Source organism: Mycobacterium sp. C31M (assembly GCF_053345865.1).
The window spans coordinates 356,173-375,561 of record NZ_JBKFAX010000001.1 but is presented as its reverse complement, the minus strand read 5'-3'; the positions used below and the strand labels follow the sequence as shown (position 1 = coordinate 375,561).

The 19,389-nt window shown below is 66.4% G+C and carries 17 protein-coding genes and 2 pseudogenes; 6 read left to right on the top strand and 13 right to left on the bottom strand.

What is annotated here, in order from left to right; translation table 11 throughout:
- Positions 1-2: 2 nt before the first annotated feature.
- The 7 genes from ACLBYA_RS01750 to ACLBYA_RS01720 form a co-directional block, all read right to left on the bottom strand.
- Positions 3-1,547, bottom strand: coding sequence for an arylsulfatase (locus tag ACLBYA_RS01750; RefSeq protein ID WP_447707621.1), 1,545 nt, complete (start codon positions 1,545-1,547; stop codon positions 3-5).
- A gap of 71 nt (positions 1,548-1,618) precedes the next feature.
- Positions 1,619-3,160: an arylsulfatase gene (locus ACLBYA_RS01745; protein WP_447707620.1), complete on the bottom strand. Its 1,542-nt coding sequence runs from the start codon at positions 3,158-3,160 to the stop codon at positions 1,619-1,621.
- A 443-nt stretch (positions 3,161-3,603) separates the two neighbouring features.
- Positions 3,604-4,320: an alpha/beta fold hydrolase gene (locus ACLBYA_RS01740; RefSeq protein WP_447707619.1), complete on the bottom strand. Its 717-nt coding sequence runs from the start codon at positions 4,318-4,320 to the stop codon at positions 3,604-3,606.
- Between the two features lie 15 nt (positions 4,321-4,335).
- Positions 4,336-5,448 (bottom strand): 3-beta-hydroxysteroid dehydrogenase, encoded by a 1,113-nt coding sequence (locus ACLBYA_RS01735; RefSeq protein WP_447707618.1) that lies wholly within the window; start codon positions 5,446-5,448, stop codon positions 4,336-4,338.
- A gap of 73 nt (positions 5,449-5,521) precedes the next feature.
- Entirely contained in the window at positions 5,522-5,767 is a 246-nt protein-coding gene (locus ACLBYA_RS01730) for an exodeoxyribonuclease VII small subunit (protein WP_447707617.1), read from the bottom strand.
- A complete protein-coding gene (gene xseA, locus ACLBYA_RS01725; protein WP_447707616.1) occupies positions 5,721-6,950 on the bottom strand; it encodes an exodeoxyribonuclease VII large subunit in 1,230 nt (409 codons plus the stop codon). Before xseA ends, ACLBYA_RS01730 begins: the two co-directional genes overlap by 47 nt.
- Complete coding sequence (locus tag ACLBYA_RS01720) at positions 6,947-7,513, bottom strand: lipid droplet-associated protein (protein ID WP_447707615.1); 567 nt, start codon at positions 7,511-7,513, stop codon at positions 6,947-6,949. The genes xseA and ACLBYA_RS01720 overlap by 4 nt, the downstream gene beginning before the upstream one ends.
- A gap of 53 nt (positions 7,514-7,566) precedes the next feature.
- Here ACLBYA_RS01720 and ACLBYA_RS01715 point away from each other — a divergent pair, with 53 nt between their 5' ends.
- Positions 7,567-8,568 carry a 4-hydroxy-3-methylbut-2-enyl diphosphate reductase gene (locus tag ACLBYA_RS01715; RefSeq protein WP_447707614.1) on the top strand — a complete coding sequence of 334 codons (1,002 nt, stop codon included), beginning with the start codon at positions 7,567-7,569 and terminating at the stop codon, positions 8,566-8,568.
- 19 nt (positions 8,569-8,587) lie between these two features.
- Complete coding sequence (locus tag ACLBYA_RS01710) at positions 8,588-10,354, top strand: penicillin-binding transpeptidase domain-containing protein (RefSeq protein ID WP_447707613.1); 1,767 nt, start codon at positions 8,588-8,590, stop codon at positions 10,352-10,354.
- 4 nt (positions 10,355-10,358) lie between these two features.
- Here ACLBYA_RS01710 and ACLBYA_RS01705 read toward each other — a convergent pair whose 3' ends face one another.
- The gene (locus ACLBYA_RS01705; protein WP_447707612.1) at positions 10,359-11,396 is read right to left on the bottom strand and encodes a DUF6542 domain-containing protein; all 1,038 of its coding nucleotides are present in this window, start codon (positions 11,394-11,396) and stop codon (positions 10,359-10,361) included.
- Positions 11,397-11,479: 83 nt separating this feature from the next.
- On the opposite strand from ACLBYA_RS01705, the gene ychF reads away from it, so the two are divergent.
- The gene (gene ychF / locus ACLBYA_RS01700; protein WP_447707611.1) at positions 11,480-12,553 is read left to right on the top strand and encodes a redox-regulated ATPase YchF; all 1,074 of its coding nucleotides are present in this window, start codon (positions 11,480-11,482) and stop codon (positions 12,551-12,553) included.
- A gap of 239 nt (positions 12,554-12,792) precedes the next feature.
- Entirely contained in the window at positions 12,793-13,206 is a 414-nt protein-coding gene (locus ACLBYA_RS01695) for a nuclear transport factor 2 family protein (protein WP_447707610.1), read from the top strand.
- 127 nt (positions 13,207-13,333) lie between these two features.
- Here ACLBYA_RS01695 and ACLBYA_RS01690 read toward each other — a convergent pair.
- Positions 13,334-13,827, bottom strand: a pseudogene (locus ACLBYA_RS01690) (nitroreductase/quinone reductase family protein).
- Between ACLBYA_RS01690 and ACLBYA_RS01685 the strand changes: the two are divergent.
- A pseudogene (locus ACLBYA_RS01685) lies at positions 13,797-13,967 on the top strand (carboxylesterase); the annotation flags it as partial. The pseudogenes ACLBYA_RS01690 and ACLBYA_RS01685 overlap by 31 nt on opposite strands.
- A gap of 4 nt (positions 13,968-13,971) precedes the next feature.
- Here the strand turns inward: ACLBYA_RS01685 and ACLBYA_RS01680 are convergent.
- Positions 13,972-14,643, bottom strand: a complete 672-nt coding sequence (locus ACLBYA_RS01680; RefSeq protein WP_447707609.1) for a GOLPH3/VPS74 family protein — start codon at positions 14,641-14,643, stop codon at positions 13,972-13,974.
- A gap of 45 nt (positions 14,644-14,688) precedes the next feature.
- Positions 14,689-15,384, bottom strand: a complete 696-nt coding sequence (locus ACLBYA_RS01675) for a guanylate cyclase (RefSeq protein ID WP_447707608.1) — start codon at positions 15,382-15,384, stop codon at positions 14,689-14,691.
- A 26-nt stretch (positions 15,385-15,410) separates the two neighbouring features.
- Between ACLBYA_RS01675 and ACLBYA_RS01670 the strand changes: the two genes are divergently transcribed.
- Positions 15,411-15,569 carry a hypothetical protein gene (locus ACLBYA_RS01670; RefSeq protein WP_447707607.1) on the top strand — a complete coding sequence of 53 codons (159 nt, stop codon included), beginning with the start codon at positions 15,411-15,413 and terminating at the stop codon, positions 15,567-15,569.
- A 71-nt stretch (positions 15,570-15,640) separates the two neighbouring features.
- Here ACLBYA_RS01670 and ACLBYA_RS01665 read toward each other — a convergent pair whose 3' ends face one another.
- Together ACLBYA_RS01665 and ACLBYA_RS01660 are read right to left on the bottom strand one after the other, a co-directional pair.
- Positions 15,641-18,511 (bottom strand): aminotransferase, encoded by a 2,871-nt coding sequence (locus ACLBYA_RS01665; protein ID WP_447707606.1) that lies wholly within the window; start codon positions 18,509-18,511, stop codon positions 15,641-15,643.
- Complete coding sequence (locus ACLBYA_RS01660; protein WP_447707605.1) at positions 18,508-19,377, bottom strand: alpha/beta fold hydrolase; 870 nt, start codon at positions 19,375-19,377, stop codon at positions 18,508-18,510. The genes ACLBYA_RS01665 and ACLBYA_RS01660 overlap by 4 nt, the downstream gene beginning before the upstream one ends.
- Positions 19,378-19,389 lie beyond the last annotated feature (12 nt).

The following is a 19,389-nucleotide window of genomic DNA, read 5'->3' as shown; positions in this document are numbered from 1 at the left end:
GATCACCCGGCGGTGGAGCCGAGGAATCGTTCGAGCTCTTCGACCGCGGCGTTGATCGTGAACGACGACGGCTCCTGGCGTGGCGGGAAGTCCCGGAAGGTGTCCAGGAATCTCTTGACCAGAGCTGTCGCGTAGAACATCAGGAAGATGCGGTCGATCATCCAGTCCCAGTATGTATTCGAGGTGATATCGGCGTGCTCGAACGGGTCGGTGCGCAGGTTGAAAAGCTTCGGTGCGCGCAATTTGGTGAAAGGTTCGAACCACACCTGCAGCGTGCCCTGGCAGCGCTGCTCCATGAACACGACCTTCCAGTTGTCGAACCGGATGCCCAGCACGTCGCCGTCATCGGAAAAGTAGATGAGCCCCTGTCGTGGGCACTCGTCCACCTCCCCGGTGAGGTAGGGCAGTAGGTTGTAGCCGTCGATGTGGACCCGGTAGGTTATATCTCCGGCGGTGTGGCCCGCCTTGAGCTTGTCGATGATGTCTGGATCGCCGGCGGCGGCAATGAATGTCGGCAACCAGTCGTGATGTTGGACAATCTCGTTGGAGACCGATCCGGCCTTGATCTTGCCGGGCCACCGGATCAGCTCCGGGATGCGGAACGCGCCTTCCCAGTTGGTGTTTTTCTCGCTGCGAAACGGGGTGGTGGCACCGTCGGGCCAGCTGTTGGCGTGCGGGCCGTTGTCGGTGGAGTACACGACGATGGTGTCCTCGGCGATGCTCAGTTCGTCGAGCAGGTCGAGCAACTTTCCGACGTGACCGTCGTGGTCGACCATGGTGTCGTGGTAGGGAGACTGCCAGCGCCCGGCCTGCCCCTTGCTCTCCGGCTTGGTGTGGGTGCGGAAGTGCATGTGGGTGGTATTCATCCAGACGAAGAACGGGGTGTCGGCCTCGTGCTGTCGGGTGATGAAATCAACACAGGCCGAGGTGGTCTCGTCGTCGATGGTCTCCATCCGCTTCTTCGTCAGCGGGCCGGTGTCCTCGATGCGCTGCTTGCCGACCGGGCCGTAACGGTCGTCGACCTCATCGGAGTCGGTATCGGTGGCCCAGGAGTGGATGACACCGCGCGGCAACAGCGCCTTGTACAGGGCGGGCGCCTCCTCTTCAGTCGGGTAATCCTCGTGCTCGGGCTCTTCCTCGGCGTTGAGGTGGTACAGGTTGCCGAAGAACTCGTCGAAGCCGTGTGCGGTGGGGAGATGCTTGTTGAGGTCGCCGAGGTGATTCTTGCCGAACTGGCCGGTGGCGTAGCCCAGCGGCTTGAGGAGCTCGGCGATCGTGGGATCTTCCTTCTGCAGGCCGACGTCGAAGCCGGGCATGCCGACCTTGCTCAGCCCGGTGCGGTACACACTCTGGCCGGTGATGAATGACGACCGGCCCGCAGTGCAGCTCTGCTCGCCGTAGGAGTCGGTGAAAAGCATGCCCTCGCGGGCGATCCGGTCGATGTTCGGGGTCTGGTAACCCATCATGCCGCGGCTGTAGCAGCTCAGGTTCCAGATGCCGATATCGTCGCCCCAGATGACCAGGATGTTGGGTTTACCGTCAGGCATGTTGTCTCAGCCCTTTCAGTGGTTGTGGGTTTCCGTGCGACAGGCCATACGGTCCCCCGGAGTTTTGTTTGTCAGTCCTTCGCCAGGAACTCGTGCAGTCTTTCCACAGCCTGATCGACGCTGAAACTCGCGGGCGCGTGCCGCGGCGGGAACTCCTTGAAGCTCTCCAGGAACTTGGTCGCCATGGCAGTCGCGTAGAACACGAAGAAATCATGGCGTAAGAGCCACTCGTAGTATGTGTTCGACGTGATGTCGGCGAACTCGTACGGATCGGTGCGCAGGTTGAACAGCTTGGGCACCCGCAGCGGCGTGAACGGCTCGGCCCATACCCGCAGAGTGCCCTGTGCGCGCTGTTCGGCGAACACGATCTTCCAGTTCTCGAAGCGCAGTGCGACCAGATCGCCGTCATCGGAGAAGTAGAAGAATCCGCGCCGTGGGCTGGTATCGACCTCCCCGGTCAGGTACGGCAACAGATTGAATCCGTCGATGTGCACCCGGTAGGTGGTATCGCCGATGGTGTGGCCCGCCTTGAGTTTGTCGGCGATATCGGGGTCGCCCGCGGCAGCCAGCAATGTCGGCAACCAGTCGTGGTGCTGGATGATCTCATTGGAGACGCTGCCCGCCTTGATCTTTCCGGGCCATCGAATGATCTCAGGCACCCGGAAAGCGCCCTCCCAGTTGGTGTTTTTCTCGCTGCGAAACGGTGTGGTGCCCCCGTCGGGCCAGGTATTGCGGTGCGGGCCGTTGTCGGTGGAGTAGATGACGATGGTGTCCTCGGCGATGCCGAGCTCGTCGAGTACATCCAGCACGGTGCCGACATTGCGGTCGTGGTCGATCATGGTGTCGTGGTACGGGGACTGCCACAGCCCGGCCTGCCCGCGGCTCTCCGGCTTGGTGTGCGTGTACAGATGCATGTGGGTGAAGTTGCACCACACGAAGAACGGATTGCCGGCCGCGTGCTGGCGCTTGATGTAGTCGACCGTCGCGTCGGCGATGTCCTCGTCGATGGTCTCCATCCGCTTGGTGGTCAGCGGCCCGGTGTCCTCGATGGTCTGCTTGCCGACCGGCCCGAACTTCGGGTCGTCCGGTTCGGTGGATGCGTCGTCGGTGGCGAAGCATTTGAGCACCCCGCGCGGTTTGGCCAGCTGATACAGCCGCGGGTACCGGTCCTCGTGCGGGTAGTCGAAGTTCTCCGGCTCCTCCTCGGCATTGAGGTGATAGAGGTTGCCATAGAACTCGTCGAAACCATGCACGGTGGGCAGGAATTTGTTGAGATCACCGAAGTGGTTCTTGCCGAACTGGCCGGTGGCGTAGCCCAGCGGTTTCAGAAGTTCGGCGATCGTCGGATCCTCGGCCGCCCAACCGATATCGACGCCGGGGACGCCGACCTTGCTCATCCCGGTGCGGTACACGCTTTGGCCACTGATGAACGCGGCGCGGCCGGCTGTGCAGCTTTGCTCACCGTAGGAATCGGTGAACCGCATACCCTCCGCGGCGATCCGGTCGATGTTCGGGGTGCGATAGCCCATCAGCCCGTCGCTGTAGCAGCTGAGGTTGCTGATCCCGATGTCATCGCCCCAGATGACGAGAATGTTCGGTCTTCCTGCAGCCATTGCACACCCCCGTTTGACGGCACCGTAAGCGTGTATTCGACCCTATGCCGGTGACGGGTGGATCGGGAGGGTATGGGTGGGATTGTCATGCAAAGTTCAAGGTCTCACGCCGGCGCAGTGCTCGTCGTCGATGTGGGTAGCCGCAGGGCCGCTCCTTCTACACTCAGCAGGTCGCGGCTTGCCGATGGTGCTCGGTTGGGGCACCGGTCACCCGCGACACCGTCTATCAAGCAAGCAGCCACCACAGAGCGCAGCTGTGGGTGCTGCCCCCGGACACCCGAACCGATGACGCAAAGGCGCTGATGAAGGCGGCCGACAGATAGGCTGACTTGGATTTGCGTGACTTGGTGCCGTACTGTTGGCGGCAAGCCTTCCCGGTTCTGTAGACGCCGTGCGGGAGGCCAGAGGCCGGGGCGCTACAGCGCCACCGGCCTTGTCCATTCTCAGGCCGATGTTTCCGCGGCCTCGACGTGTGTGCGCACCAGCGAGGGGTACCGGCTTCGGTCGGGCCGAAAAATATCGTGCGGCGACTCGGTGAATTCGTGCAACCGCGCGGTCGGGAACAGTCGGCGGTATCGCCGCCACGCGGCGTCGTCGACGATTGGCGCGTTGGGGCTGCGCACCGCCAAAAGCGGGGGTTGCCACTGCGCCAACGGTTCCCAGAAGGACCTGCTGCGGGCAGCCTGCACAACCGCCTGGGCCGCCGACCGGTCCACGCGATGGTGCACCGGGGTACCGCGCCAGCGGCCGTCGAGCAGCCCGGTCATCACCGCTTCGGTGAGCACGATCTCCTCGGGGGTGTAGTCGCCGATCGAGACCGACCGCACCCGTTCGGTATTGGCCAGTGCCCACAGCAGCGCGTACGTGGTGCCCCGGGAGAACGTCGCGATGTGGACGTCACCGTCAGTGACGTCGTCGACCACGGCTCCGACATCACCGGCGATGGTCGCCGAATCGTACGGGCCGATCGGCGCGTCACTGCCACCGTGTCCGCGCAGTTCGACGACGACGGTCCGACGCCCGAAGGCTGTCAGCACCTCGGTGTAATCGTCGGCCACACAGGTGAATCCCGGCACGAACACCACCGGCAACCCATCGCCACCCGAGTCGAGGTAGCGGATGCGCGCGTCACCGTTGCTGACGTGGCGGAACTGCGACATGGGAAAGAGGGTAGATCAGCCCTTCGGCGGCACCGGTGCCGCCGCGGCGACCACCGGCTCGGCGTCCTGGCTCTCCATCTTCGCGAACAATTCGGTGTAGTAGGGCAGGCATTCGGCCATCGCCTGCTCGGTGGTGAACAGCGGCTCGTAACCCAGGTCGCGCCGCGCCTTGGCGATCGAGAAGTAGTTGTTGAGGTACAGCCGTTCCACGGCAAGGGGTTCCACCAACGGCTCGCGGATGCCGTACTTGAAGTGCAACCACTGCCAGCCCATCATCACCTTGTGCACCAACCGGCCCGACACCCGGAAGGTGGGCAGCTTGCGGCCGCACGCGGATACCACCGGCCGGGCGAACTCGAACATGTTGAGCGGTTCGCCGTCGTTGACGAAATAGGCCTGACCGGGTGCGCTGCCGCCGGGTACCAGGTGTTCGGCGGCCAGGATGAAACCGTGAATCAGGTTGTGCACGTAGGAGTTGTCCAGCTTGATGTTCTTGCTGCCCACCAGCACTTTGACGTGACCGGCGAGCACATTCTCGAACACCTTGCGGAACATGGTCTGATCACCTCGGCCCCAGATGCCGCTGGGCCGGATGGAGCAGGTCAACATTCCGTGCGCACCGTTTTCGGCCAGCACGAATTTCTCGGCAACCACCTTGGTCTCGGTGTACAGATCGTTGAAACGTGCTGTGTAGGGCATTGTCTCGTCACCGTTGACGATGTCCTGGCCGCCCATCACTACACTGTTGGACGCGGTGTAGACGAACCGCTGCACACCGGCCTGCTGTCCGGCGTGCACCAGGTTCTTGGTGCCTTCGACGTTGACCGAGAAGCTGCGCTGCCGGTATTCCGCGGTGACGGTCGCCCCACCCATCAGATCGATGATCGCCGCGGTGTGGATGACGGTGTCGATCCCGGCCACGGCGGCGGCGACATCGTCGGGGTTGGTGATGTCGCCGACGACGGTCTGCAGCATCGGGTGGTCGGGGAGCGGCGACGGTGCGCGGTCGAACGACCGGACCGCCACGCCACGCTCCAGCAGCGTGGTCACCAGGTTGGCGCCGACGAAACCGGAGCCGCCGGTCACCAGGACTCGGCCCAGGTCAGTACGCAAAGTTGGGTCACCCATGCGGTCAGGATAACTGAAACGTGTTCCAGTTTTGAACACCGAGTGTAAATCCGCGCTCAGCGTAGTTGCATTGTCAATCTTCCTCGGGGTTGCCCGCGGCGAGGGTGTCGGCTACCTTCTGGCGTGCGCCGGCCAGGTGCTCTTCGCACCGTTTGGCCAGCTCTTCGCCCCTTTCCCAGAGCTTGAGCGAGGCATCCAGGTCCAGTCCGCCCTGTTCGAGCCGGCGGACCACCTCGATCAGCTCGTCGCGCGCTTCCTCATATCCCAACTGACTAATGGGCTTCATCTGACCCCTTGCTGATCGTGGTGATGGCGCCATCGGCAACACGGACCCGCAGCCGCGTCCCCGCCGGCGCGTCGGTGACCGACCGCAGTATCTGTCCGTCACCGGACACCTGGACCACTGCGTAACCGCGGGCCAGGGTGGCCGCCGGTCCCAGTGTGCTCAGCCGCGCCGACAGGTGTTCGAGCCGGTCGGTCTCGACGGCGACCAGTCGGTTGATATCGCGGCGCGCCGTGGTTCGGGCCCGGTGGACCTCCTCGGCACGGGCGTCGAGGGCCTTCAGCGGCTGGGCCAACACCGGACGTGATCGCAGCCCTTCGATGATGTGCGCCTCGCGGCGGACCCAGTTACGCAGGGCCTGGGCGCTGCGTCGGCGCATATCGGCGACGCCGGCCTGCTCGGCCGCGGCATCAGGTACCACCCGTTTGGCGGCATCGGTCGGGGTGGCCGCCCGCAGATCGGCGACCAGATCACACACCGGATTGTCCGGTTCGTGGCCCACCGCGCTGATCACCGGTGTCGTGCATGCCGAGATCGCCCGGCACAGCGTCTCGTCGGAGAACGGCAGCAGATCCTCCACGCTGCCACCGCCGCGGGCCAGGATGATGACGTCGACGCATGCGTCGACGTCCAGCGCTTCGAGCGCCTCGACGATCTGGGCCACCGCGTTCGGGCCCTGCACAGCGGTGTTGCGGATGTCGAAGCGCACCGCGGGCCACCGCGACGAGGCGACCGCCACCACATCGTGTTCGGCGGCCGAGGCGCGGCCGGTGATCAGGCCGATGGTGTTGGGCAGGAACGGAATCGGCCGCTTGAGTTGCCGGTCGAACAGGCCCTCGGCCTCCAACAGCCGGCGCAGCCGCTCGATACGCGCCAGTAGTTCGCCGATGCCGACGGCACGGATATCGGTCACCCGCAACGAGAAGGTGCCCCGACCGGTGTAGAACTGCGGCTTGCCGTGCACGATCACCTGCACACCCTCGGCGAGTTTCACCGGCGCATTGGTCACCAGGTCGCGCGGGCAGGTGAGCGACAGCGACATGTCCGCCGCCGGATCGCGCAGCACCAGCCACGCGGTGTTCGAACCGGGACGCAGCGTCAACTGCGCGATCTGCCCCTCCACCCACACCATGCCGAGGCGGTCGATCCACTTGGCGACCCGCGTCGCGACGGCCCGGACCGGCCAGGGGTTCTCCGGGGACTGTCCGGGCTCGCTCACTTGGCCGACGCGCGGGTGATCCTGTTGGCGATCAGCGTCTGGAACGGGGCGCGGGCCTTGTTGGCCTCCTCGAAGGCCAGCAGCGCCTCCAACTCGTCGACCTTCAGCGAGGTCAGCCGGGCACGCAGCTGGGCCAACGTGAGCGTCTCGTAGCCGAGCCGGTCGACGACGGCGGGCGCGCTGCCGTTGGTGGTGGGGGCGACGACGGCTTGTTCGGGTTCGCCCTCGCTGAACAAGGCGAACCGGCCCTCGGTGAGACGCGTCACCGGCGCGAGGTCGGCATCGTCGTCGGCGAGGTTGGTAAACGGGTCGCGGGGCTCGTCCTCGTCGAAGGTCGCCCACTCAGGCTGCTCGTCCTTGGGCGGGAACAGCTCCTCGAGGGCCTCGTCACCACGATTCACCAGGTCGGCGACGTCCTGCTGCACCTTCATGACCAGATGTGCAAGCTGGCTGGCCAACGTCATCGGGTAGGTCAGGATGGTCTGGGGGAGCTTGCGCGTCTCATCCAGAGCGGTCACCGCCGCGCCCACCAGCAGTCGAACTCCGTATGGTGCTGTAGCCATGGGTGTCAGCCTACGGCTGGCCCGCAGCGGGTGCCGGTAAGTACCCTGGATACATGCCGCCAACCGTCAATATGGGAATTCCGGGTGCCACCAGTGCGGTGGCGACGCGGGTTGACGGCAAACGTGTGCTGCTGGCCGAGCCGCGCGGCTACTGCGCCGGCGTCGACCGGGCCGTCGAAACCGTCGAACGCGCACTGGAGAAGCACGGCGCCCCCGTCTACGTCCGGCACGAGATCGTGCACAACCGGTATGTGGTCGACACGCTGGCCAAGGCCGGTGCGGTGTTCGTCGAGCAGACCGAAGAGGTGCCCGAAGGGGCCATCGTGGTGTTCTCCGCGCACGGTGTTGCGCCGTGGGTGCACGAGGAGGCCGCCGCCCGCAACCTCAAGACCATCGACGCCACCTGCCCGCTGGTGACCAAGGTGCACAACGAGGCCAAACGCTTCGCCCGCGACGACTACGACATCCTGCTGGTCGGCCACGAGGGTCACGAGGAGGTCGTCGGGACCGCCGGTGAGGCGCCCGACCACGTGCAGGTCGTCGACAACCCGGATGCCGTCGACAAGGTCACCGTCCGCGACCCGAACAAGGTCATCTGGCTGTCGCAGACCACGCTCAGCGTCGACGAGACCATGGAGACGGTGCGCCGGCTGCGGGAGAAGTTCCCGACGCTGCAGGACCCGCCGAGTGATGACATCTGCTACGCCACGCAGAATCGTCAGGTCGCCGTCAAGGCGATGGCGCCGGAGTGCGAGCTCGTCATCGTCGTCGGCTCGAAGAACTCGTCGAACTCGGTGCGCCTCGTCGAGGTCGCGCTGCTGGCCGGCGCCAAGGCTTCACATCTGGTGGACTACGCCGACGATGTCGACCCCGCCTGGTTCTCCGGTGTCACCACGGTCGGCGTCACCTCCGGAGCGTCGGTACCCGAGATCCTGGTGCGCGGGGTGCTCGACCGACTCGCCGAATACGGTTACGCGACTGTGCAGCCCGTGACCACCGCGAACGAGACCCTGGTGTTCGCTCTGCCGCGTGAGATCCGCCCGCCGCGTCACTGAGCCGGTACGTTCGAGCCCTGTGGGCTCTCTGCGACGGATCATCCCCGCGTTCCTTGTCATCGCCGTGCTGCTCGCCGGCTGCAGTGACACCGAAGACCGATTGGGTTCCGTCGTCAACGGTTTCGCCGAGGCCCTCAGTCGCGGTGACGCCGCGGCCGCGGCCGCGCTGACCAGCGATCAGGCCGCCGCCACCGACACCCTGGGCAAGCTCTACGCCAGCCTGGGCGCCGACGTCAGCTTCACCGCCTCCGATATCCGCGTCGAGGACGACACGGCGAGCTTCAATCTCGCGGCGACCTGGAAGTTCGGGCCGCAGAAGGCCACCGAGTGGACCTACACCACTCAGGGCACCGCCACCGGCGAGGACCCGAAGATCCAATGGGACCCGGTCGCCGTCGCGCCCGGCCTCGATGCCGGGCCGCTGTCGTTCAGCACCCTGGCTCCGCAACCGGCAGCCCGTGTGCTCGACCGCACCGGTGCCGACCTGCTGACCCAGCATGTCGTCACCCTGGTCGACGTCGCGCCTGGGGCCGATGTGAATACTGTTGCCGCGCTGGTCAATCCGATCGCCCCGACGGTGACTCCCGAATGGCTGGCCGGGGAGTTGACGACCGGTAAGACCGTCACCGCCGTCACCCTGCGCGAAGAGGACCTCGCCCCGATCCGCGAGCAACTCACCGCACTGCCCGAGGTGACGCTGCGCCCGCAGACCCGGCTGCTGGCCACCGATCGCGCACTGACCTCGCCGACACTCAACGGCTTGGGCGAGCTGTGGCAGCAGCGCACCGACGAGGCCGCCGGCTGGGCCGTCACCGCCGACACCCCGACCGGGCCGAAGCGGGTCGGCGGGCGGGACGCCGCGGCCGTCGGCGATATCGCGGCCACCATCGATATCGGCATGCAGCTCGCCGGCGAGGCGGCGCTTGCACCGCTGACCACCCCAGCCGCGATCGCGACGATCCAGCCGTCGACCGGTGCCCTGCTGGCCGTCGCGCAGAACGCACCCGCCGACGCACAGGGGCCGATCGCGCTGACCGGGCTGTACCCGCCGGGGTCGACGTTCAAGACCGTCACCGTCTCGGCGGCGCTGCAGGCCGGTCAGGTGACACCCGACAGCATCGTCGCCTGCCCGGGCACCGAGAACATCGAGGGCCGCCAGATCCCCAACGACGACAACTTCGAGCTCGGCGACGTCCCGCTGCACACCGCATTTGCCAAGTCCTGCAACACCACCATGGGCCGGCTCGCGGTGAACCTACCGCCGGACGGGCTGACCAAGGCCGCGGCCCAGCTCGGCCTCGGCATCGACTATGTCGCGCCGGGGATGACGACCGTCACCGGGTCGGTGCCCGTCGCGGACACCTCCGCGCTGCGGGTGGAGGAGGGGATCGGTCAGGGCAAGGTCACCGCGACACCGTTCGGGATGGCGTTGGTGGCCGCGACGCTGGCGCAGGGCTCGGTGCCATCACCGATGATCGTGCAGGGTTCGCCGGGGGTGGCCGACCGTACACCGGAGCCGCTGCCCTCTGAGGTCGACGCTCAGGTGCGGGCGATGATGCGCGAGACCATCACCGGCGGCACCGCGACCCAGCTGGCCGATATTCCGGATCTACTCGGCAAGACCGGGACGGCCGAATACATGAACATCCCGGGCGAAGACGGCCGGGCGCATGGCTGGTTCGTCGGGATCCGCGGTGATCTGGCGCTGGCGGTGTTCGTCAGCGATGCGGGCAGTTCGGCACCGGCGGTGGATGCGGCGGGAACGTTCCTGCGCGCCGTGCCGTGACCGCTCAGTCCTCGCGGCGGTAACGCACCCGGCTGTAGGGCAGATGGCCGGCGTCTGGGTCGGGTGCCGCGGCTCGGCGCGGCGGTTCCGGGTACCGCTCGTCGGGGCGCTCCCGGTAGCGCGGTTCGTACTCGGGATAGCTGCTGTCGTAGCTCTCGCGGCGCCGGCGCGGGCGTTCGTATTCGTCGTACCGGCGTGCTGGCGGTGGGGTGCGGCGCCGGGGCTCACGCTGATCACGGGGGTCGCGGGCCCGGCGCTGCTGACGGGGTTGCCGGGGCTCGCCCGGATACGGCGGCTCATCCTCGCGGCGGGGGCGGTAGCGCTCGCGGGCGGCGGCACGTTCGCGGCGGTCTGCCGCGGCGGCCGAGGCGGCGATATCGGATTCCGGCGGGCGGTTGTGCCGGGCGCGGGACGGCTGGCCGCTGCGGGTGCGACGGCTCTGCGAAGACGATGTCGGCGCGCGGCGCGGACGACGGGCGGGACGCGGACGTTCCTCGCGTTCGTCGGCGTCACCGGTGGCAGGCCGGGTGAACAGGAGGCCCAACTTTTCGGCGAGGCCGGCGGCGGTGCGCGGGGTGGCACCGGTCGAATCGGCGCTCTGCTTGTCCAGGTACCAGCGGGCCAGTCCGATCAGCAGCACCGCCGCCGAGGTGAAGAACATCAGCGGGAACCGCTCGATCAGCGGGTAGCCGCAGTTGATCAGGATGTCCTTGACGCCGCTGAGTTGGCCGCCGTGAAACAGGAAATACGAGGTGGGGACGGCCACGAACAGGATGAGCGGCGGCTGGATGATGGCGGTGAACACTCCGCCGCGACGCACCAGCAGGACCGCCGCGAGGCAACCCAGCACGTAGAACGTCGCGAACACCGCGCCGAGCTCCTGATGGCCGGCGCCGGCGTCATAGGCGAATCCGATCAGCGTCGCGGTGACCGCGACCAGGGTGGCGCCCCACCACGGCAGCAAACCCGACGGCCAGCCCGGAATGCGGGGGAGGACGGTGCGGTGGGACACCGACTCCGTCGGCTCGGACTGACCTGACACATGTTGACCGTACCGGCTGTCACTGGTGGTGTGCTGCCAGCACGCGCTGAGGACATCGTCACAGCATCTAGACTCTGGAGTCCGTGAGCTTGAACCTCGGAATCGTCGGACTCCCCAATGTCGGCAAGTCGACCCTTTTCAACGCGCTGACCCGGAACGACGTGCTGGCCGCGAACTACCCGTTCGCAACCATCGAACCCAACGAGGGCGTGGTGGCGCTGCCCGATCCGCGCCTCGACAAGCTGGCCGAGATCTTTTCCTCAGAAAAGATCGTTCCGGCGCCGGTGACGTTCGTCGACATCGCCGGCATCGTCAAGGGCGCGTCCGAGGGTGCCGGTCTGGGCAACAAGTTCCTGGCCAATATCCGCGAGTGCGACGCCATCTGTCAGGTGGTGCGTGCGTTCGCCGACGACGATGTGGTGCACGTCGACGGGCGCGTCGACCCGCGCTCGGATATCGAGGTCATCGAGACCGAGCTGATCCTGGCCGATATGCAGACTCTGGAGAAGGCCATCCCGCGGCTGGAGAAGGAAGCCCGCAACAACAAGGACCGCAAACCGGTCCTGGATGCTGCGGTGGCCGCTTCTGCGGTCTTGGACTCGGGCAAGACCCTGTTCTCGGCGGGTGTGGAGGTGGCGCCGCTGCGCGAGCTGAACCTGATGACCACCAAACCGTTCCTGTACGTGTTCAACGCCGACGAGTCGGTGCTGACCGACGCCGCCAAGCAGGCCGAGCTGCGCGAGCTGGTGGCCCCGGCCGACGCGGTGTTCCTGGACGCCAAGATCGAGTCCGAGCTGATCGAGCTGGACGACGAGTCGGCCGCCGAGCTGCTGGAGTCGATCGGGCAGACCGAGCGGGGCCTGGACGCGTTGGCCCGGGCCGGCTTCCACACCCTGGCGCTGCAGACCTACCTGACCGCCGGGCCGAAGGAGGCGCGGGCGTGGACGATCCACCGCGGCGATACCGCACCCAAGGCGGCCGGGGTGATCCACACCGACTTCGAGAAGGGCTTCATCAAGGCCGAGATCGTGTCCTTCGAGGACCTCGTCGAAGCCGGATCGATGGCCGCGGCCAAGGCCGCCGGCAAGGTCCGGATGGAGGGCAAGGACTACGTCATGGCCGACGGAGATGTGGTGGAGTTCAGATTCAATGTGTGAGCCCGGCCAGCGAAGCGATCTGCCATTCGCAATGTTCCGCTGACAGCGGCACAACGCATATATATCCATGGTGGAGCTGTCAGCGGAACATTGCGGACTGACATCTTGGATCGGCCCGCGGCAGAAGATGATCGGCCTCGGAATCCGGTGGAGTTCCGCTTCAACGTGTGAGCGCGAGTCGACAGGACGCAGCCCTACATTCCCTCGATGGCCAGTGGCGTCGCGCTTATTCTTCGGTGGTGATCTATCGCTGGTTGGTGCGTAGGCAGGCTGTCGCCGGGTGGCAGCGGCTGTCCGAGCAGCGGTTCGACGAGACACCGCTCGCTGACGACATCCATTTCGTCTTTTTGGGTGATCATCCGCTGGCGGCGGACATTCGAGGTGCTGGTGCGGTCCGCGAGTGGCTACGCGATCAATTGCTTCGACAGCTACCGAATCTTCGCTTCGTTGTGGACGAAACGCTCGTCGAGGGCGGACCCTGGTCGACGCGGGTCGCAACGCGGTACCACACCGAGCAACATGGCCGCGTGGTGTACCGGGGTGTCTATTTCGGGCGGGTCGTTTGGGGAAAGGTTGTCGAAGAAATCATTCTCCCCGACACCCGGGCACTAATCGAAGCGCTCCGACAGGCAGAAGCATCCGACGGTGATTGACCAGGACGCGACGGGGCGGCTACGGATCTGTGGCGGGCGGATCGCAATGTACTGCTGACAGCCTCGTCATCGATATATGAGGGCTGTCGAGGCTGTCAGCCTGACATTGCGCGCGGTGCAACGACTCTCAGCGCGGCGTCAGCCGGAAGATCGGGTTCTGCCGACCGGCCGGGGCGGTCTTGTCCCGGTAATCGTCGTAGCCGGCGTACACCCTTTCAGCCAGGCTGAACAGCCGTTCGCAATCGTCGGGATCGGTGACTTGGGCGGCGGTGAACGGTTCCATGCCGAACTCACAGTCCGGGTTGGCCTTCAGGTTGTGACACCACTGCGGGTGCTTGGCACCGCCATAGTTCGAGGCCATCAGGATGATGTCGGCACCGTCGTGAAGGTACGTCAACTGCACCTGGCGCCGCTTGCCTGACTTCGCGCCGGTGGTGACGAGCGGGGCATTGATGATGGGCCCATGTTGATCCGGCCGCCGGTAAGCCGGAACAGATACGGGTCGGTGCGGCGGGCGATGTGCCGGGCGACGAACTGTCCGATGCGCGAACGCCCGAACCGGACACTGGCGTGGTACCTGGGACTGGGACCGCGACGATGACGGTTCGGTGACGGTGCGATTCGTGGCTCCGACCGACGGCGAACTCCCACCGAATGCCATCGTCACCCCCGAGGGGTGGAACTACCTGATCCGGCTGTACCGGCCGCGTCCGGAGATCCTCGACGGCAGCTGGACGCCGCCGATATTGACTCCTGCCTGATGTGTCAGCCGCCGCCGTTGTGCTCTGCGGTATCTCGATCGCTGCGTGCCCGCCCGATGATGGTGAGCAGGGCAGCAATTGGCGGCGGGGCGAAGTAGGTCAATTCGTACAGCGCGGTGTGCCCGCGTTTGGCCTCTCGATGCGGAAACACCGTCGGCAGCTGTCCGAGCGTACCGAGCAGCCCGACTACCAGCAGGCGGGTGTCGGTGGCCCGATTGTCGATCGCGCACCGCAACGCGTCGCGGGTGCGTTCGCTCAGAGCGGCGACAGCTTCCAGATCGGCAGGCCGCACTCGAAAATCAGGGAGCAGTCGAAGTTTTCGATACAGTTCGACCTGGAGCCAGCCAATCTCTGACAACTGGTCGTGCACGATTTCCGGCGCCCACTCGTGTGAATGGTGCACGACGGCGCTGGGCCAGTCGGCGTAGCCGTGCCGGCGGACATCGTCGAGGGCGGCCTGCAGCACGGCATCCTCGACACGGCCCACCTCAACAGGGTGTGGCCGGTCGTCGCGGTCCTGCAGATGCCCGCTGATGAACAGGTCGGTCAGCATCGCCGCGCGCAGCGCCAAGCCGTAGCGATAATGCCGTTCCCCGTCGAAGCGATGGTGGCGCTGATCGTAGGTCAGCAGCGCGAGCTGACCGTGCAACGTCGTGGGGAGTGCGGGGACCTGCACTGTTTCAGCATGCGCCCATCGCGGTAATTTGGGGTGAGTAACGCCCTACTCGACTGCGACTGCGATCTCGTCGCCCAGCGCATACCCCGGCGCCAGCGTCAGGGTGTCGCCGCTCCAGAACTTGCCGGGGTCGAAATAGTTCTCGCGCTTCTCGGTGGCCATGAGCCCCATCTCCTCGTAGGTGATGGCCACCGTCTCGGCGCAGTAGGCCGTCTCCAGCCCGGCCGAGCGGCGACGCACCTTGTCCCGTTCGGCGGACTCGCGCACCTTGCGGTGAACGATCGGCAGCCCGCGGGTGAAATCGCTGACGATCGGCAGCCGGCCGCGCAGCCAGCGTCCGGTCAGCCGCGCTGTGGACGGAAAGGCGGTGCCGTTCATCCGGGCCACCACTTTGAGCATCTTGTCCTCCTGCGCACGGTCGGCCGGCGGGGTCAGTTGCCGTAACCAGCAGCGCTGCCCGTACTCGTGCACCCACCGCTCGACGACTTCGCGGGCATCGTTGAGCTGCACACCGCGGTGATGGGTCCCCGTCCACAGGTCGAGCAGTTTCTGGCCGAGTTCGGCATGCCAGATCAGCGGCGGCAGATCGTCGATCGCCACCGTCATCCCGACATGGTTGACCGGCGCGTTGGTCAGTGTCTGGATCGCCCGGTCCGGCCCGGAGCCGCCCCGGAACAGCCAGATGTCCCCGGTACGGGTTTCGGCCAGCGCGCGGGTCAGATCCACCGTGTGTGCGTCCACCCGGGCAGCTTAGGCACAATCGCTGCATGCGAAGCATCTGGAAGTGGGTCGGGCTGGCCGGTGTCGCCGGGGTGGTGGCCGGCGGTGTGCTGGTCGCGCGTGATCAACGCATCCGCACGTCCTACACACCCGAGGACATCCGGGCCCGGCTGCACCAGCGGCTCGAAGAGGCCGAGAAGGGCTGAGCTGAGTGGCGAGCGACCGCAAACCGTCACTGGATACGGCGTGTCGACGTACTGACACGGTCGCTCGCGCGTCAGAACCCCTCGGTCAGCACCCGGTCCAGCATGTCGACGTAGAAGTCCGCACCGTCGATGTCGATGCACAACGGCGGCTTGGTCTTCAGGATGTTCTGGTGATCTCCGGTCGGCTGGATCACCACACCCAACTCCAGCATCCGCTCACAGATCGCCATGGTTTCCTCGGTGGCCGGTTCCAGCGTGTCCGGGTCGCGGATCATCTCCACCCCCAGATACAGGCCCATCCCGTGCACGGTCCCGATGATCGGATGCTTCTGGGATAACGCCTCCAGCCGTGACTTGAGATGCCCGCCGACGTGTAATGCGTTGTCCTGCAAACCCTCGTCTCGCAGCACGTCGAGCACGGTGAGCCCGATCGCACACGACAGCGGACTGCCGCCGGTCGACGAGAAGAAGTAGCCCTGCGAACGGAAACCCTCGGCGATGGCGCGGGTGGTGATGACCGCCCCCAGCGGATACCCGTTGCCGGTGGCCTTGGCCACCGACACGATATCGGGCACCACCTGCTGCTGCGGAAAACCCCAGAACCAGTGGCCCAGACGGCCGTAACCGACCTGCACCTCATCGGCGATGGCCACCCCGCCGGCGGCGCGCACGGCGCCGTACACCTGGTCCAGATACCCGTCGGGCAGCGCCATCCCGCCGGCATTGCCGTACACCGGTTCACAGATGAAGGCGGCCGGCGGCCGGCCAGACGCGGTCATCGCCTCGATCTGCGCGACGGCATCGGTCGCATACCGCCCGGCCTCGGCGGCCCGGTACTTGCCCCGGAAGCTGTTCGGCGACTCGACGGTGTGTACCCAGTCCGGCCGGGTGGCCAACGCATTCGGGTTGTCCGCGGTCGACGTCGACACCGCGTCGGTGGCGTACGTCCAGCCGTGATAGGCCTCGCGCACCGCGATCACATCGCGTCGGCCGGTGACCGCGGTGGCCAACCGGATCGCCAGATCGCTGGCCTCCGAACCGGAATTCACCAGGAACACGGTGTCCAACGGTTCGGGCAGGGTGGCCGCGATCCGCTCGCTGAATTCCACCACCGCCGCATAGTTGAACCGCGAGTTGGTGTTGAGTCGGCGCAGTTGCCGCGACGCCGCGTCGGCAACCCGCGGATGGGCGTGACCCAGCACCGTGACGTTGTTGACCATGTCCAGGTACACCCGGCCCGCGGTGGACATCAGGTAGTGCCGGTGGCCGCGTTCGATCTGCGGCGGATTGCGGTAGTAACGCTCCTGCACCGAGGCGAAACTCTCGTCGCGCCGAGCCAGCAGATCCCGCTGCGGAGCCTCGTCCTCGATCTCCAGCCCCAACACCGTTCGCGGATCACAGGACAACGCCAGCCAGCCCGGGGCCAGCTCGGCTGTCGTGAACGGCGGAGCCACCGGTGCGCCCGCCGGACGCACCGCCAGCTGCGTCCACCGGCGCGCGCCGATCACCCCGAGATGCTCACCGGCGTGCACATGACCCGGTGCGGTACTCGACTCGACCCCGGTCAATGTCAGCTCGAAATCCAGCCCCCGCAGCGTGATCCGGTCGTCGGTGCGGTCGACGACCTCACCGTCCCACGGCGCGAGCACCCGCGTCGTCGACGCCGGCCACAACCCGACACCGGTGGCCACGACCTGCGGACTGTCCGCCGACAGCAGCGGGGCCCGGCCCAGCTGCGGCCTCCCGTACCTGGTGATGACCAGCGCGGCATCGCTTGCCGCAGCCAGCTCGTCGGCATCGGTGAGGGTGTCGGACAGGTCCAGCGTCAGCACGGTGTCCGGATCGAGCCCGGCGATCAGCCGGTTGTCGACCTCGGGCTCGCGTAACGGCTCGGTCAGGCCGAGTTCGGCCAGGATCAACGCGGTCATCACGTCCATCGGGACTGCCGTTGCCGCGGCGAACATCCGCCACTCGTCCTCGGTCTGCTCGGTGACATACCTGTTGTCCGGGTCCAGGGCACCCTGCTGGGCGCCGCTGACGATCAACACCGCGGTACGCAGCACCAGCAGCGGCCACAGCGCCGTCGCCTCGGCCGGCTGCAGTGGCCGGACCGCGTGGAAAGCCTTGACCCCCGGCAGGATCGACGTCGCGTCATTGCCCGCGTGGCCGAGCACCGAGGACAACGTGATCGCAATCTCGGATACCGCCCAGGTCCGCGACAGATCGCCGAAATCGATGACCCCGTCCGGTAGACCCGACGGTCCCACGATGACGTTGGCATCGGTGAGGTCCAGATGCACCGCCTGTTGTGGCAACTCGTCGGCCACTGCCGAGATGCGCTGCCACGCGGCGCGGGCGGCCGCGTGGATCTCGTCGTTCTGACGTGGTGCGTGGCCGATCAGTTCGTCGACGACACGGTCACCGAACCGCAGGTCCCACTGCAGGATCCGGTCCAGTCCGGGATGGCTGAAGTCGGCGAGCGCCCGGCTCACCCGTCCCGCGATGTCACCCAGCGCGGCGACCGCCGGCGGGGCCAGATGTCCACGCTCGTTGAGTGTGCCGCCGGCCAGGAAAGGCAGCAGCCGGATCTGGCCGGCTCCCGAGTCCACCGCCGCGACCGCGAACTTCTGCCCGTCGGTGGTGTCCAGCGGGACCGCCACCCGCAGTGCGGGTTCGGCGCGGGCGAGCAGCTCGACGGCCGCATCCTGGGCGGTCAGTTCGGGCTCGGTGAACGCCGGATTGGCGATCTTGAGCACCGCCACCGGCACACCTTCCTCGATGACGGTGAAGTTGCAGTCCTGCTGACTGCCAAGCGATCTCACTGCCTTGCGCAGCGCGTAGTGGGTGGCCAGCAGTTCGGTGGCCTGCGCCTCGGTCATCTGCGGAGCCGGCAGTGCCGGTTGTTCCAGGAAATTGAAGCCCGAGCAGCCCATGGTGCTCATTCTTCCTTGTCGACGAATGCCACGACGACCTCGGTGAACGCGTCGTTGTCGTCACCGGCGGCGGTGTGCCCGGCGTCGGTCAACTCGACGAACTCGGCCGAGGGCACCTTCTGCAGGAAATCCTGAACCCCTTCGGCGGACACCACATCGGACAGCTTTCCGCGGATCAGCAGGATCGGCACGGACAGATTCTCGGCGGCCGACTCCAACATGTCGACCCGGGCGAACGGATCATCACCCGGTTTGGTCAGGAACGCCGGATCCCAGTGCCAGTACCAGCGACCGTCGCGCAGTCGCAGGTTCTTCTTCAGGCCGTCGACGCTACGTGGTTTCGGTCGATGCGGCAGATACGCGGCGACCGCCTCGGCGGCCTGCTCCAGAGAATCGAAGCCGTGCACGTGATTGAACATGAAATCGCGGATACGCGCGCTGCCGTCCTTCTCGAATCGCGGCACGACATCGACGAGTACCAGCTTGGTGACCACCTCGGCGCCGGCCTCATGCGCGGCAAGAATGCCGGTCAGCCCGCCCATGCTGGCGCCGATGAGGACCACCGGCCTGCCGATCTGAAGGAGTACCTGCTGGGTATCGGCGCTGAGCGTCTCGACGGAGTAGTTGGCGGTGGGGGAGTAATCACTGTCGCCGTGCCCGCGGCTGTCCAGGGCGATGACGTGCTTGCCGCGGTCGGCCAGGATCTGCCCGGTGTTCTTCCAGGAGTGCCGGTTCTGGCCGCCGCCGTGCAACAGCAGGATCGTGGGGCCCGATCCGTCGGTCACGTTGTCGGCATTCCATTCGTCGGCGACCAGCGACAGATCGTCGACACCACGGAACGTCACGGTCTGCGATGTGCTGTTTGCAGTGCTCACGGGCATCCTCTC

What these genes read in the sequence shown, in the direction of transcription:
- ACLBYA_RS01750 (WP_447707621.1), bottom strand. Translation starts at nt 1,547, where the DNA reads ATGCCTGACGGTAAACCCAACATCCTGGTCATCTGGGGCGACGATATC.
- ACLBYA_RS01745 (WP_447707620.1), bottom strand. Translation starts at nt 3,160, where the DNA reads ATGGCTGCAGGAAGACCGAACATTCTCGTCATCTGGGGCGATGACATC.
- ACLBYA_RS01740 (WP_447707619.1), bottom strand. Translation starts at nt 4,320, where the DNA reads ATGTCGCAGTTCCGCCACGTCAGCAACGGTGACGCGCGCATCCGCTAC.
- ACLBYA_RS01735 (WP_447707618.1), bottom strand. Translation starts at nt 5,448, where the DNA reads ATGGGTGACCCAACTTTGCGTACTGACCTGGGCCGAGTCCTGGTGACC.
- ACLBYA_RS01730 (WP_447707617.1), bottom strand. Translation starts at nt 5,767, where the DNA reads ATGGCGCCATCACCACGATCAGCAAGGGGTCAGATGAAGCCCATTAGT.
- ACLBYA_RS01720 (WP_447707615.1), bottom strand. Translation starts at nt 7,513, where the DNA reads ATGGCTACAGCACCATACGGAGTTCGACTGCTGGTGGGCGCGGCGGTG.
- ACLBYA_RS01715 (WP_447707614.1), top strand. Translation starts at nt 7,567, where the DNA reads ATGCCGCCAACCGTCAATATGGGAATTCCGGGTGCCACCAGTGCGGTG.
- ACLBYA_RS01670 (WP_447707607.1), top strand. Translation starts at nt 15,411, where the DNA reads ATGCGAAGCATCTGGAAGTGGGTCGGGCTGGCCGGTGTCGCCGGGGTG.
- ACLBYA_RS01665 (WP_447707606.1), bottom strand. Translation starts at nt 18,511, where the DNA reads ATGAGCACCATGGGCTGCTCGGGCTTCAATTTCCTGGAACAACCGGCA.